Annotated in this window: 19 protein-coding genes; 14 read left to right on the top strand and 5 right to left on the bottom strand. The window is 41.1% G+C overall.

The window, feature by feature from the left end; translation table 11 throughout:
* Nucleotides 1–14: 14 nt before the first annotated feature.
* Both FPZ43_RS05525 and FPZ43_RS05520 read right to left on the bottom strand, forming a co-directional pair.
* Nucleotides 15–764, bottom strand: coding sequence for a glycosyltransferase family 2 protein (locus tag FPZ43_RS05525; RefSeq protein ID WP_146380859.1), 750 nt, complete (start codon nt 762–764; stop codon nt 15–17).
* Nucleotides 761–2,041 carry a glycosyltransferase family 4 protein gene (locus FPZ43_RS05520; protein ID WP_146380858.1) on the bottom strand — a complete coding sequence of 427 codons (1,281 nt, stop codon included), beginning with the start codon at nt 2,039–2,041 and terminating at the stop codon, nt 761–763. Before FPZ43_RS05520 ends, FPZ43_RS05525 begins: the two co-directional genes overlap by 4 nt.
* A gap of 101 nt (nt 2,042–2,142) precedes the next feature.
* On the opposite strand from FPZ43_RS05520, the gene FPZ43_RS05515 reads away from it, so the two are divergent.
* The 4 genes from FPZ43_RS05515 to FPZ43_RS05500 all read left to right on the top strand — a co-directional run bounded on the left by FPZ43_RS05515 (nt 2,143) and on the right by FPZ43_RS05500 (nt 4,497).
* Nucleotides 2,143–2,676, top strand: coding sequence for a serine acetyltransferase (locus FPZ43_RS05515; protein WP_146380857.1), 534 nt, complete (start codon nt 2,143–2,145; stop codon nt 2,674–2,676).
* Nucleotides 2,676–3,422: a class I SAM-dependent methyltransferase gene (locus tag FPZ43_RS05510; protein ID WP_146380856.1), complete on the top strand. Its 747-nt coding sequence runs from the start codon at nt 2,676–2,678 to the stop codon at nt 3,420–3,422. The genes FPZ43_RS05515 and FPZ43_RS05510 overlap by 1 nt, the downstream gene beginning before the upstream one ends.
* A 188-nt stretch (nt 3,423–3,610) precedes the next feature.
* Nucleotides 3,611–3,865 (top strand): hypothetical protein, encoded by a 255-nt coding sequence (locus FPZ43_RS05505; RefSeq protein WP_146380855.1) that lies wholly within the window; start codon nt 3,611–3,613, stop codon nt 3,863–3,865.
* A gap of 119 nt (nt 3,866–3,984) precedes the next feature.
* On the top strand, nt 3,985–4,497 hold the full coding sequence (locus tag FPZ43_RS05500) for a thioredoxin family protein (protein WP_146380854.1): 513 nt from the start codon (nt 3,985–3,987) through the stop codon (nt 4,495–4,497).
* Between the two features lie 98 nt (nt 4,498–4,595).
* On the opposite strand, the gene pyk is transcribed toward FPZ43_RS05500, so the two are convergent.
* Together pyk and FPZ43_RS05490 are read right to left on the bottom strand one after the other, a co-directional pair.
* A complete protein-coding gene (gene pyk, locus FPZ43_RS05495) occupies nt 4,596–6,032 on the bottom strand; it encodes a pyruvate kinase (RefSeq protein ID WP_146380853.1) in 1,437 nt (478 codons plus the stop codon).
* A gap of 71 nt (nt 6,033–6,103) precedes the next feature.
* Nucleotides 6,104–6,529: an IPExxxVDY family protein gene (locus FPZ43_RS05490; protein WP_261380992.1), complete on the bottom strand. Its 426-nt coding sequence runs from the start codon at nt 6,527–6,529 to the stop codon at nt 6,104–6,106.
* A 144-nt stretch (nt 6,530–6,673) separates the two neighbouring features.
* On the opposite strand from FPZ43_RS05490, the gene FPZ43_RS05485 reads away from it, so the two are divergent.
* The 3 genes from FPZ43_RS05485 to rnc are packed head-to-tail and all read left to right on the top strand — an operon-like array spanning nt 6,674 to nt 8,920.
* Nucleotides 6,674–6,910 (top strand): acyl carrier protein, encoded by a 237-nt coding sequence (locus FPZ43_RS05485; protein ID WP_031266521.1) that lies wholly within the window; start codon nt 6,674–6,676, stop codon nt 6,908–6,910.
* Between the two features lie 20 nt (nt 6,911–6,930).
* Nucleotides 6,931–8,184: a beta-ketoacyl-ACP synthase II gene (fabF, locus tag FPZ43_RS05480; protein WP_146380852.1), complete on the top strand. Its 1,254-nt coding sequence runs from the start codon at nt 6,931–6,933 to the stop codon at nt 8,182–8,184.
* Between the two features lie 10 nt (nt 8,185–8,194).
* Nucleotides 8,195–8,920: a ribonuclease III gene (rnc, locus tag FPZ43_RS05475; protein WP_146380851.1), complete on the top strand. Its 726-nt coding sequence runs from the start codon at nt 8,195–8,197 to the stop codon at nt 8,918–8,920.
* Between the two features lie 90 nt (nt 8,921–9,010).
* Here rnc and FPZ43_RS05470 read toward each other — a convergent pair whose 3' ends face one another.
* On the bottom strand, nt 9,011–9,739 hold the full coding sequence (locus FPZ43_RS05470) for a hypothetical protein (RefSeq protein ID WP_146380850.1): 729 nt from the start codon (nt 9,737–9,739) through the stop codon (nt 9,011–9,013).
* 186 nt (nt 9,740–9,925) lie between these two features.
* Here FPZ43_RS05470 and FPZ43_RS05465 point away from each other — a divergent pair, with 186 nt between their 5' ends.
* Genes FPZ43_RS05465 through miaE form a run of 7 tightly spaced genes read left to right on the top strand, consistent with a single transcriptional unit; the run spans nt 9,926 to nt 13,622 of the window.
* Complete coding sequence (locus FPZ43_RS05465; RefSeq protein WP_261380991.1) at nt 9,926–10,801, top strand: YicC/YloC family endoribonuclease; 876 nt, start codon at nt 9,926–9,928, stop codon at nt 10,799–10,801.
* A 54-nt stretch (nt 10,802–10,855) separates the two neighbouring features.
* Nucleotides 10,856–11,461 (top strand): guanylate kinase, encoded by a 606-nt coding sequence (gene gmk, locus FPZ43_RS05460; RefSeq protein ID WP_391563962.1) that lies wholly within the window; start codon nt 10,856–10,858, stop codon nt 11,459–11,461.
* A 24-nt stretch (nt 11,462–11,485) separates the two neighbouring features.
* Nucleotides 11,486–11,854 carry a four helix bundle protein gene (locus tag FPZ43_RS05455; RefSeq protein WP_146380849.1) on the top strand — a complete coding sequence of 123 codons (369 nt, stop codon included), beginning with the start codon at nt 11,486–11,488 and terminating at the stop codon, nt 11,852–11,854.
* A gap of 46 nt (nt 11,855–11,900) precedes the next feature.
* Nucleotides 11,901–12,476 (top strand): nicotinate (nicotinamide) nucleotide adenylyltransferase, encoded by a 576-nt coding sequence (gene nadD / locus FPZ43_RS05450; protein ID WP_146380848.1) that lies wholly within the window; start codon nt 11,901–11,903, stop codon nt 12,474–12,476.
* Nucleotides 12,477–12,505: 29 nt separating this feature from the next.
* The gene (locus FPZ43_RS05445; RefSeq protein ID WP_146380847.1) at nt 12,506–12,685 is read left to right on the top strand and encodes a hypothetical protein; all 180 of its coding nucleotides are present in this window, start codon (nt 12,506–12,508) and stop codon (nt 12,683–12,685) included.
* Nucleotides 12,676–12,984, top strand: coding sequence for a type II toxin-antitoxin system RelE/ParE family toxin (locus FPZ43_RS05440; RefSeq protein WP_146380846.1), 309 nt, complete (start codon nt 12,676–12,678; stop codon nt 12,982–12,984). The genes FPZ43_RS05445 and FPZ43_RS05440 overlap by 10 nt, the downstream gene beginning before the upstream one ends.
* 38 nt (nt 12,985–13,022) lie before the next feature.
* Nucleotides 13,023–13,622: a tRNA-(ms[2]io[6]A)-hydroxylase gene (gene miaE, locus FPZ43_RS05435; RefSeq protein ID WP_146380845.1), complete on the top strand. Its 600-nt coding sequence runs from the start codon at nt 13,023–13,025 to the stop codon at nt 13,620–13,622.
* Nucleotides 13,623–13,631 lie beyond the last annotated feature (9 nt).

Below are 13,631 nucleotides of genomic sequence, written 5' to 3'. Positions count from 1 at the left end.
TAAAATCTAATCACTCAATCATTCGTTCTTCTGTTCTTCAGCCAGTACCAGCCCAAATTAAAAGCGATAATAAAATGGTTAAAAACGGTTGGCAGCAAACCATAGTGGCGTTTCATGATGTCGAAACGTTCCAATAGGCTTTGTTTATGTTCAGCTTTTGACATACCACCCACCAGGTATTTGGCAACGTAACCATCAACCCTAATAATTTTGCGGGCCTTTTTTGCGGCCGTTATAATCCAGTCGATATCGGCACTCAGCTGGTATGCCGGATTATAAGGCTCAACCAAACTTCTCCTGATATAAATAGCCTGGTGGCTAATACTCATGCCATATTTAAAACCTCGCCAGGTAAATGTTTTGGGTGCAGTATGGCGGCGCTGGCCCAGGCTTTGGCGGGCATCGTTAATCATTTCGGTTTCGCCGTAATAAATATCTGCATCATCTGCAGTGGCAAAAACTTTTTCGACAGTATTATTATCATAAAATTCGTCACCCGAGTTCATGAAGATCACATAATCTCCTGTAGCCAGCTTAAGCCCTTTGTTCATGGCGTCATAAATGCCTTTGTCGGGCTCACTCACAAATCTCCTAATGTGGTTGCTATATCTTTCAATTACAACCAGTGTACCGTCTGTTGAGGCGCCATCTACTACGATATATTCTATGGCGTCGTAAGTTTGCCCGGTTACCGATTGCAAGGTTATACCGATATCGCGTACGTTGTTATACACTACAGTTATGACGCTAAGGGTCGGTTTCATTTATCGCCCTTTCTACTTAAGGCGTTTTTATATACATCGATATACTGGTTAGCAACCTTGTCGTTGTTAAAGTCGGCCAATACCTTTTCTCTTGCTGCAACTGATAGTGCCTGCCAGTTAGGTGCATTTAATATGCTATACAAGCCGTTTGCCAGGTCGGCGGCCGATTTAAATTCGGCCAAGTAACCGTGTTCCTGGTGAACTATCATGTCTGGTATGCCGCCGGTATTGAAAGCAACGCAGGGCGTACCGCAGGCCATAGCCTCCATAATGGTGTTAGGCAAGTTATCTTCTATAGATGGTGATACGTATACATCGGCAAGGCTATAAATTTCTGCAAGGTCGGCAGCGGAGGTAATAATGTTTAATTGATGAACCGGGAAAGGCAGCGTTGATGTATCAAAGTGTTTGTTCTTACCAAAGATAACTATCTCCACAGGATTGCCCATATCATATTCTTTTTTCAGGATATGCAAAGCTTCTACCAAATATGTAATACCCTTGCGCCTGTCGTTAATGTTGGCAGCACCAAATAAGATAACTTTTGCATTTGTGCCGACACCCCATTTGTTGTGCGCAGCGATTTTATCTTTTGGTGAGAATAAATCCGTATCGATAGGGTTGGGAATGGCTTGTATGTTGGCTTCATCCAATAATGAGCTTTTTTTAGCCACTTGCCCCAGCCAGTTGCTGCAGGTTACAATGCTCAGGTTTTTTACTGCACTGTACATGTCCTGCTTGCGCAGCCAGCCCTGATGGGATATATCATTGGATGACGGATTGCGTAAAAAGTAACAGTTGCCGCACTGATTTATGAAGTGATTGCAACTGCCGGCATAATGGCAACCTCCGGTAAATGCCCACATATCGTGCAGGGTCCAGACTATTGGCTTATTTAGCAGAAATAGTTTTTTAAGATCTTTGATTGACAGGAAACCGGAATTGGTCCAGTGGATGTGCAATATGTCAGCATCCCTGATAATTGCTTGGTTGCTTATGTCTGTCCCGGCGTTGGCTGTTGAGAAAGCAAACCTCACCAACTTATCACGTTCTTGAAAAGCAATAAAAGGCAGGCGCTCATAAAAAAAATTGAAGTTAGATAATGCTTTGTCGACGGATGATCGTTCAATAGTGTAAACGTTGTCGTTAGCGCGGGTTTTGTGTTGCACTACCAATTTAGCGTTAACATGCTGCTGTTGCAATGCTTTTAACAAGCGCATACAGGCTTCGGCGGCACCGCCGCCTGCATCAGATGTATTTATCAAGGCAACCTTCATCAAGCTTAAGCGCAATTATCGGGCAAGTATAATGATACTAAAATTAAAAATTTTACTTTTGAACGCTGCAAAGCGCATTAAAAGCAAATAACAGCCCAAGCATGAACTTTTTTGCATATGTATTTCAAGACTGGCGTGCCAACCGTGGCAACGTTAAGGCTTTGCTTGTGCTGCCCATGTTTAGGCTGGTAAACGCTATTGACCGTTACATGCTGCTAAAAGTGCTATTTTTTTGGTACCTGATGTTTTACCGCTTCTTTGTAGAATGGGTGCTTGGCATTGAATTGCCCCGCAAGCTTAAGGTTGGCAAAAACATGGTGTTTTATCATGGGCAAGGTTTGGTGGTGAATTACAAAGCCATAATTGGCGAGAATTGCACACTGCGCAACGGTGTAACCATAGGCCATAAAGAGCTCGCCGATGGTACTTTGAGTAACAGTCCGCGCCTTGGTAACAATGTTACTATTGGCGCAAATGCATGTATTATTGGCGACATAACCATAGGCAATAACGTGAGCATTGGTGCAGGGGCTGTAGTTGTAAAAGATGTACCGGATAACAGCGTGGCAGTTGGTAACCCTGCACGTATTTTAGAAACAAGATTTGACACGGCAAAGCCGACCATAGTACTTTAATGGAGAATAATTTAACCGACCGTGCTTTTTGGAAATCGTTTTGGGAGTCGCGAAAAGGGCTGATTTTTAAATTGAAGCCTAATTATGTCTTCGGCGACATTTTGGGAAATATCATTAAGGAAAAAGGTGTGAAAAATGCGGTTGAACTTGGTGGGTTTCCGGGTTATTACTCTATCTACCTTAAAAAGTATAAACACATTGAAACTACACTACTCGATTATTTTATACACCAGGGACTTGTTGAACAATTGCTAACTGCTAATGATATGCAGCCTTGCGACATCAACATAGTGGAGGCTGATCTTTTCACTTATCAGCCCCCTGCAAAGTTTGATATGGTATTGTCCTTTGGATTGATAGAGCATTTTAACGATACAAAGTTTATCATAAACGAGCACCTCAAATTTTTAAAGCCCGGCGGTACGTTGTTTATCACGTTACCTAATTTTAAAAGCGTTAACGGCTGGGTACAAAAGAACTTTGATAAAGAAAACTACGACAAGCACAATATAAACAGTATGGATCTTGCTATGTTAAAGCAAGCTTGCGCAGACCTTGGGTTAAAAAATACAGAAGCATATTACCACGGTAAATTTTCGGTTTGGCTCGAAAATAAATCAGAGCAAACAGGTGCAGCTAAGCTTATAACCAAAGCCATTTGGGTAGCCGGCAAAGTATTTACCAAGCTAATACCTGTGGAAAGTAAAGCTTTGTCGCCTTATATAGTAGTAAAGGCAACTATGTAAATGGGAGTTTTGTACTAAAACAGGTACAATGCTGCGTTTATATCCAATGTATTCAGTATTTTAGTAATGTAGTTTATAATACCCCTTCTATAGTAGCAAATATCTGCCTTTTAGGCGTTATTATTAGGATTCAGCAATAAAGGCATAGCTATTGCCTATTAGTTTATTGTATTACTTAATATAACTTTATGACAAATTTGTTCACTAACCTGCTGCACGTTTTCATCATAGTTATGATAGCAGTATTTGTAATAGGAGGTATATTGGCTATTACAGGTTCTTTTGACCACTGGGGCCAGCGCTTTCAAATTAAAAGACGTAAGCGCAGAATTTTAAGGCAACGTGCAATGCTGGCCAAAGCGCCCAATAACCACGATGCCCCGCATGTTGCAAACAAACCCGACAAAGATTCGGTGACATACAATAGGCGTTACGCTTCGTAAAATTTAACCAAAATCTTTAAAAGCCCATCAGGGGCTTTTGTTTTTTACAACATTTTTACTTTGCAAACACCCTTAAGGCCCTATTTATCTTTTATATTTAGAAAGATAAAATTTAGGATATGAGAAAGTTGATATTAATAGCCGCCATACTTACCCTTGGCGTTACAGTAAAAGCGCAGGAAGCGGGCAAAGTCGAGAAGCCAAAAATTTATAACCCGGAAGCAAACGCCAAGGCTGATATTGCTGCCGCTGTTAAAACGGCATCGGCCCAGCATAAAAATGTATTGCTGCAAATTGGTGGTAACTGGTGCAGCTGGTGTTATTTGTTCAACGATCTGGTCACTCAAAATGCAGAATTGAATAAACACATGAACGACAATTATGTCGTGCTGCATGTAAACTATAGTAAAGAAAATACCAATGATGCAGTACTTGCCGGTTTGGGATATCCGCAACGTTTCGGATTCCCGGTTTTTGTAATACTCGACGGGAAAGGCAACCGCCTGCATACCCAAAACTCATCATACCTTGAGGAAGGTAAAGGCCACAGCAAAGCCAAGGTAATGGAATTTTTCCAGAATTGGTCGCCAACAGCATTAGATCCTAAAACATATGCACCTAAAGCTAAATAATTGGAAATTGATTTCTTTGTAATAACGGCGATTTCTATGAAAATAAAAAAGGGTTAGGCACAATGCCTAACCCTTTTCTATCTTACAAGCCCGGTTAATTACTCAACCACGCTTACTTTTATCATGTTGGTTTTGCCTTGTTTAACAATTGGCACTGCTGCCGTATTGATAATAACATCACCTACGTTGATCAGGCTTTGTTCTTTAAGAATATTGTTAACATCAGCAATGGTTTTATCAGTGCTTTCCAATTGGTCGTAATAAAATGCTCTTACACCCCAAACAAGGCTAAGCGCATTAAGCAGTTGCTTGTTTGATGTAAAGATGTAAGTGGCAGCTTTAGGCCTGAAACTAGATATCTCAAATGCAGTGTAGCCAGACGTTGTCATGGAAACTACACCTGCAGCATTTGTTTGTTTAGCCAAATATACTGCCGAGCTGCAAAGTGCATCACTTAAGTAGTTTGGAGATGTTGGGTCTTCTCTTTCGGCTTTAGGTGCATGGTACGGATAGCCCAGGTCTTCAACGTTACGAACAATTTTAGCCATTGTTTCAATAACGATAACCGGGAACTCACCAACAGATGTTTCGCCGCTTAGCATAACTGCATCAGCACCGTCAAGTACAGAGTTGGCAACGTCATTCACCTCGGCACGGGTTGGGCGCGGGGTAGTGATCATTGATTCAAGCATCTGCGTAGCTACAATAACCGGTTTTGAAGCATCGCGGCATTTGCGTGCAATCATTTTTTGCAGCAACGGCACTTCTTCTAAAGGCATTTCAACACCAAGGTCGCCACGGGCAACCATCACGCCGTCTGTAGCAGCTATAATTGAGTCGATATTTTCTATCGCCTCAGGTTTTTCGATTTTAGCAATAACGCGTGCACCTTTTCCGCTTTCTTTTATGATGCGTTTAAGGTCAACAATATCTTCGCCGGTACGTACAAATGATAAACCTATCCAATCAACATCCTGCTCAAGGGCAAAGTGTAGGTTAACTATATCTTCTGGTGTTAAGCTTGGGATAGATACTTTGGTGTTTGGCAGGTTAACACCTTTACGTGATGTTAAAATACCACCGTGTACAACCTCGCAAACAACAGTGTCTTTACGGTTGGTTTCAATAACGCGTAACTGCAATTTACCATCATCAAGCAAAATAATTTCATTTGCCTGTACATCCTGCGGGAAGGTCTCGTAGGTGATGTATATCTGGTTATCATCACCAATGCTTTCATGCGTTGTGATGTTGATGCGGCTGCCATTTTTTAAGTGTATGCCACCATCTTTAACCAAGCCAATACGGATTTTAGGGCCCTGAAGATCGGCAAGGATACCAACGTTTGTTTTATATTCCGCATTTATCTCGCGAATTACATCAATCACTTTTTTGTGATCTTCGGGTTTACCATGGCTAAAGTTAAGGCGGCAAACATTTAAGCCGGCCCGCACCATAGCTAATAAAACATCCTTCTTAGCCGAAGCCGGCCCCATTGTGGCAACAATCTTTGTTCGATTATAATAAAAACTCATATGCTCAGGTTAATTATGGCAATACTATACATTATATATAGTGTATCAGTAACACTTCTTTTAAACGCCCGCTAAAATAACAGATTTTCACGGGATTTTACTTTTTTCGGATCAATCTTTACGGCCGCAACAATTTCAGGTATCTTGTTTAGGTTTGATATGATGCCCTCAAGGTCATCATCATCAATATAGTTTTTGATCATGAAAAAATAGTCGGCCTCGCGCATTTCGGGTACAAGGTACCCCTCTGATCCCTTATTTGCAATAAAATAAAAATCTGTTTCGGTGCTTTCCCAACTGTGGTGAAAAAGCGAAAAATGCAAAACGCGCCCCTGGTTGCTAATATCAACTTCAAGGTCGGTATCTCGGCTAAAATTAAAGTTTAAATACTTGTTAATAAGGTAACAAATTCGATAATCTTTCAGTGATGACGTTACTGCTATGAGAACAAAATCAAAATCGATCTCAAACTTTAAATTTTTCCTGTTCAAAATCATTACTTTTACGGCGTTAAAATTACTAATCCAAACCTTTGCGAGTAAATTTTGTTGCAAACTTTATGCGAAGATTTTAGATTTGATATTTAACAGAATTTATTTTTCTTTGCACTGAAATTTTATTAATCATTAAATCATAAGACTATGTCTGATATCGCTTCAAGAGTAAAAGCTATTATCGTAGAAAAACTGGGTGTTGACGAAAGTGAAGTTACACCTGAAGCAAGCTTCACTAACGATCTTGGTGCTGACTCGTTAGACACCGTGGAATTAATCATGGAGTTTGAAAAAGAATTTAACGTTGCCATTCCTGACGATCAGGCAGAAACTATCGGCACTGTAGGTCAAGCGGTTGCTTACCTTGAAAAAAACGTTAAATAAGAACTCCTTAAAAAAGTTAAATGGAGTTTAAAAGAGTTGTTGTAACCGGGCTTGGAGCGCTTACTCCGATTGGTAACACTGTTGCAGATTACTGGAACGGTTTGATCAATGGGGTAAGCGGCGCTGCCTTTATTAAGAGTTTTGACGTAGCCCACTTCAAAACCAAATTTGCCTGTGAGGTAAAAGGATTTGACGCGGAAGGTTTTTTGGGCCGCAAAGAGGCTCGTAAGCTGGATCCGTTTGTGCAATACGCTTTATTCTCGACAGAGGAAGCTGTTAAAGATGCCGGTCTTGATTTTGAAAAACTCGATACTAACCGTATTGGTGTTATCTGGGGTTCGGGTATTGGTGGTTTAAAAACATTTTTAGATGAGGTAGTAAATTTTGCCAAAGGCGATGGTACACCAAAATTTAATCCGTTCTTTATCCCCAAGATGATTGCCGATATAGCGCCGGGTCATATTTCAATAAAATACGGTTTGCGCGGCCCTAACTTTACTACAGTATCGGCCTGTGCATCATCAAACAATTCATTAATTGATGCTTTCAATTATTTGCGTTTAGGCAAGGCCAATATGTTTATTACCGGCGGGTCTGAAGCAATCATCAACGAAGCAGGTATTGGCGGCTTTAATGCTATGCACGCCCTTAGTACCCGTAACGAGGATCCTGCTACAGCATCGCGCCCGTTTGACCTTGACCGCGACGGCTTTGTTGCCGGCGAAGGTGCAGGCACTATTATCCTGGAAGAGTTGGAGCACGCGAAAGCTCGCGGTGCAAAAATTTATGCCGAGATGGTGGGTGGTGGCATGAGTGCCGACGCTTACCACATGACAGCGCCGCATCCGGATGGTTTGGGTGCATCATTGGTAATGAAAGCTGCACTTGAAGATGCTGGTTTAACACCGGCTGATATTGACTATGTTAACGTGCACGGTACGTCAACCCCTATTGGCGACCCGCAAGAGGTAAAAGCCATCAGCGATGCATTTGGCGATGAAATTTACCGGATAAATATCAGCTCAACAAAATCTATGACAGGCCACTTGCTTGGTGCTGCAGGTGCTGTTGAGGCTATTGCCGCTATCCTGGCAATTAAAAATGATATTATTCCGCCTACCATCAACCACTTTACCGATGATCCGGCTTTTGACCCTAAAATAAACTTTACTTTTAACCAGGCGCAAAAACGCGTGGTAAATGTAGCGCAAAGCAATGGCTTCGGTTTTGGTGGCCACAACGCTTCTGTTATATTTAAAAAGTATCAGGAATAATTAGTCTTGAATGCCTATAAGTCGCTTTTATAAGCTATATCTATCTCCCAACAGGAAGTATGTAAAGGTTTTAAAGAATTTGCTCGGTTTCGTGCCGGGCAATTTGTCTTTATACCGTTTGGCTTTCAGGCACAAATCTGTTGCGCAAAACATCAAGAAGGGTGTAAAGAACAGTAACGAGCGCCTCGAGTTTTTGGGCGATGCCGTTTTGGGCAGCGTAGTGGCAGAAGTGCTTTTTAAAATGTACCCTTATGAAGACGAGGGTTTTTTGACGGAGCTTCGTTCTAAAATTGTAAGCCGCAATAATCTTAACGCACTCGCACGTAAACTTGGTTTTGATAAGCTTATCGAGTTTGATAGCAAAATAATGCAGTCGGGCCGCCAGGGTTCATTGTTGGGCGACGCCTTCGAAGCTCTTATTGGTGCTGTTTACTTGGATAAAGGTTATGATTTTACTAAAAACTTCCTGGTAAACTACATCATCAAGTCGCATATCGATATCCACACCCTTGAGCAAACCGAAACCAACTTTAAAAGCAAACTTATTGAATGGTGTCAACGCCATAGTAAGGATATCAGCTTTGATGTGGTAACCAATGAGGAAGGGGAGAGCGCCAAATTGTTTACCGTGCAGGCTATTATTGATAGCGAAGTAATGGGAGCGGGTAAAGAGTTCAGTAAAAAGAATGCCGAGAAATTGGCTGCCGAGCGAGCCTGCACCGCATTAGGGATATAGTTTGGTATCAGGTATTAATTATTGTTTGATGAATGTTAAAATCATTACCGACCTTAACAGTTAACACATAACTAATAACAGCCCACTAATCTATTGCCCTTCTAAACTAAGTGGTTTCTCAACTACCCTGGCTTTGTTTTTCAAATAACCGTCCCAGGCACGCTTTACTCTTTTAATCAGGTCGTAATCGCTCCAGGTTTTTACCTCGTCGTAGTGTGGGCGATAATATTCCATAAACTTTGTGGCAACAGAGTCATTGGCGCCTGTAATACGTTTCACCAGCGACTTATTGTATTTACTGTCGACAGCAGTTTGCTCTGCTTCATTTTTAGCAAATGCCTGGAAGCGGCGTAAGTTTTTTGCATCCTTGCTAAATAGTTCGTAAAAGCTACTTATGGGGTTTGTAAAAAAAGAAAATACGGGTGGCTTGCCATCGTAATATAAACCCTTTTTGCGGTAAATTTCCTGCACCTCGTTTAGTCCCTGCTTTTTGGTTTGCCCGCGTACTACAACTTCGTTAAGGCTTACCTGTGGTTGCATGTACACTATCATGTCATAGCCGTTAACAACCTGTATCTGCGGTGTAAACCTGTTCAGTTCAAATTGTAAACTATCACCCTTGTCGGCCTTGATAGTGAAGTTGCCAAGGTTATCAGCAATGGTAGCAGTTTTTTTGTTTTTGTTGCTGATGAGCACTCCGCCAAGGCGATCGTTTGATATTTTTTTAAATATCGAGCCTTTCGCTGTTGCGGCCTGTTGTGCGCTTAGGCGTGCTATGCTGAAGCAAATGATTGATATGATGAGAATGATATGTTTCAATACAGTTGTATAACGCCAAAGCTATGCATTGTATTGGTTTCGAAATGTAAAAAAGTGTTAAGATTGATTGAGCTTTAAAAGTATAAGCTAACGTTAGCACCGTTGGCTAAATAACAATGCCTTGTGGATGAATGCCTAAAGCAAGATGTGCAATTTACCAATCGGGCAAAATCATTATCTTTGCGCATGATAAAATCCATGACCGGTTATGGTATTGCCACATCCAACTCAGGCAATGTTAAATACACCGTTGAGATAAAGTCCCTTAACAGCAAATTTCTTGAACTTTCGTTACGTCTGCCCAAAATATTTTCCGAAAAAGAATTTCAGTTACGTACCGAGTGCAGCAAGCAGATTGAACGTGGTAAAGTAAATCTTTCCATTAATGTTGAGCAAACCGGCTCGGCCATTAAAGCAGCCGGTATTGACAGGGAGTTATTGAAACACTATTATAACCAGTTAAAATCCGTAAGTGAAGAACTTAACGAGCCAGGGGGTAATTTACTTCAATTGGCTTTGGGTTTGCCTGAAGTTGTTAAATACGATGAGGATACCATATCTGATGATGAGTGGAAAACGGTAGATAAAACTTTTCAGCAAGCGTTATCGGCTTTCCAGGATTTCAGGGCGCAGGAAGGTAACGTACTTGAGCGGGATATTAAGCATCGTATTGGTATCATCCTGAAAAACCTGGAATTGGTTGAAGTGGAAGAGCCGAACCGTGTACCGGCTATACGTGAACGTCTTAATCAGTTTTTAAGCGAGGCTGTTGGTGCAGAAACCGTGGATAAGAACCGTTTCGAACAAGAGCTTATTTACTACATAGATAAGCTGGACATAACAGAAGAAAAAACACGCCTTAAAGCGCACTGCAACTATTTTATAGAAACCCTTGCCAATGCTGATGCAAACGGCAAAAAGCTTGGCTTTATATCGCAGGAAATAGGCAGGGAGATTAATACCCTTGGCTCAAAAGCCAACGATGCCAACATGCAGAAACTGGTAGTGGGCATGAAGGAAGAGCTTGAAAAAATAAAAGAACAATTATTGAACGTATTATAAAGATCATAGATAATGGTTTATAGCTAATAGCGAGCAGCAACACTATCAACCACTATGAACCATGAACTATTAACCATGAGCCAAAACGGTAAACTCATTATATTTTCGGCCCCGTCGGGCGCAGGTAAAACAACTATTGTACACCACCTGCTGGGTAAAATACCCAACCTGGAGTTTTCTATATCGGCCACTACACGCCCTGCCCGTGGCGATGAGCAAGACGGCAAAGATTACTACTTTATTAGCAAAGAGGAGTTTTTGCACCGAATAGCCAAGAAGCAATTTGTCGAGTTTGAAGAGGTTTATTCTGGTACTTTTTACGGCACCCTGCGCGAAGAGATTGAACGCATTTGGGCAGCGGGCAAAGTTGTAATATTTGATATTGATGTTGAAGGCGGCATGCACCTTAAACGCAAATACCAGGAACAAGCCTTAGCTATATTTGTGCAGCCACCATCGTTAGACGTGTTGAAGGAACGCCTTGCCGGTCGCGGCACCGATAGCCCCGAAAAACTGGCCGAACGCTTTGTAAAAGCCGAAAAAGAGCTGAATTACGCACCCCAATTTGATATAATCCTTAAAAATTACGATCTTCAAACAGCTTGCAACGAAGCTGAGGAGCTGGTTAGCGATTTTGTAGAAGGCAGTTTGCAGTTTTAAGTTTGCAGTGTGCGTTGTTAGAGAATGGGAACCTACAAAGATCTTATCCTATATAAAAAGAGCTTCGCCTTAGCTATGGAAGTATTTGCCATAACTAAGCAGTTTCCTAAAGAAGAAACATTTTCTTTAACAGATCAAATCAGGCGTTCGTCAAGGTCTGTGAATATTTGTACCGTAGAGGCATACAGAAAACGTCGATATCCTAATCATTTCATCAGTAAACTAACTGATGCTGATATGGAAAATAGTGAAACACAAGGATGGCTGGAATTTTCTCTTGCTTGTAACTATATTTCTGAAGAGGAATTTACACGAATGAATGATCAATCTAATGAAGTGGGTAAACTTATTCATTACATGATCAATAATCCGGAAAAGTTCGGTTCTATGTAAGTTTAAAATAGAAATGCTGCAAACTGCTTACTAAAAACTGCAAACTATGAAGATAGGTTTACTATTCGGTTCGTTTAATCCAATACATATAGGGCATTTAATTATCGCCAACTACATGGCTAATCACACCTCGCTTGACAAGGTATGGCTCGTTGTATCACCGCAGAACCCTTTCAAAAAATTTGGTGATCTTATAAATACTTACGACAGGTTAGAAATGGCTAAGCTGGCCACCGAGAATGCCGAAAATATTAGCGTGAGCGATGTTGAACTTAAATTGCCGCAACCATCATACACCATTGATACGCTGGCATTTTTAAAGGAGAAGCATCCCGAGCATGAGTTTGCTTTGATCATGGGGTCAGATAACCTTGCTACGTTACACAAGTGGAAAAATTATAAGTTGATACTGCGCGATTATAAAATTTACGTTTACCCACGCCCCGGTTATGAAAATGCCGAGCTAGCGTCTGAACCTGCGGTTACCATTACCATGACCCCGCAGATGGAACTTTCGGCTACTTTCATCCGAAAATCAATTCTCGAAAAGAAGAACGTTCAATACTTCGTGCCAGACCCTGTGCTGAAATTTATTGAAAGCAAGAGCTTGTATAAGCGTTAGTTTGTATATTTACTAAAAGGAGTTTTACGATGCTTTCGAAAGATAAAGTAAAAGAGTTGGTTGATCATATGCCTGAAAATTTCTCTGTTGATGAATTAGTTGAAGAGGTGATCCTTTTACAAAAAATTGAATCAGCTCGGCAACAAGTTGGAAGTGGTGATTATTTGACCGACGAGGAATTGGATGCTGAAATTGACAAGTGGAACTAAAGATCAAGTACTCGCGTATAGCTTTTCGCGATCTTAAAGATATCTATCAGTTTATTAGTCGAGATTCTGTAAGGTATGCTAAAAAGGAGATCGATGACATTAGATATGCAATAAAAAAATTGCGGCTGCATCCATATCGGGGTAAGGTTTTCGAATACTCGGACGATGAGTTTACACGTGAGCTTGTATTTAAAAATTATCGCATTATTTACGATATTGCCGATAATAAAACTATCATAATTTTAACTATCCATCACCATTCTCGAAGCTTAGGCCGCAACTCTGCTATTGATATATAGACAATAAACTATATTCCCATTCTTCCTATCTTTGCACTGTGAGCGAGAAAACCATCCTTAAACTGCAACTGCCTACCGACCCGCTTTGGGTTAAGAACGTGGTAGAAAGTAATATTGAAGAACTACTTACCGACCATGCTTTTTGTGAGCAGAAGGCTGCCAGCAATGCCATAACGCTTATTGTGCAAAACCCAAACCTGAGCGACCTAGTGCAGGAGATGGCCATGCTTGTGCAGGAAGAAATGGATCATTTTAAACGAGTGCATGATATCATAATTGAGCGGGGCTTTACCCTTGGTCGCGAACGTAAAGACAACTATGTAAACGAGCTGCGCAAGTTTATAATCATTGGCGGCGGCCGTGAGGCGCAGTTGATAGATAGACTGTTGTTTTCGGCCATGATTGAGGCGCGCAGCTGTGAGCGGTTTAAAGTATTGTCTGAAAACATTAATGATGAGGCATTGTCTGCATTTTATCACGAATTGATGGTAAGCGAAGCAACACATTATGCGATGTTTATTCGACTGGCTAAAAAGTATGCTGTTGAAATAGATGTTGATAAGCGCTGGGCCGAGTTTTTAGCATTCGAAGCAACCGTAATTCAAAACTACGGCAAAAGCGAAACCATACACGGTTAAGTTTTATCT

It is taken from the genome of Mucilaginibacter pallidiroseus (assembly GCF_007846085.1).
GTDB lineage: Bacteria > Bacteroidota > Bacteroidia > Sphingobacteriales > Sphingobacteriaceae > Mucilaginibacter > Mucilaginibacter pallidiroseus.
The sequence above is the reverse complement of the archived record's forward strand: the minus strand, read 5'-3'. Positions and strand labels throughout refer to the sequence as shown.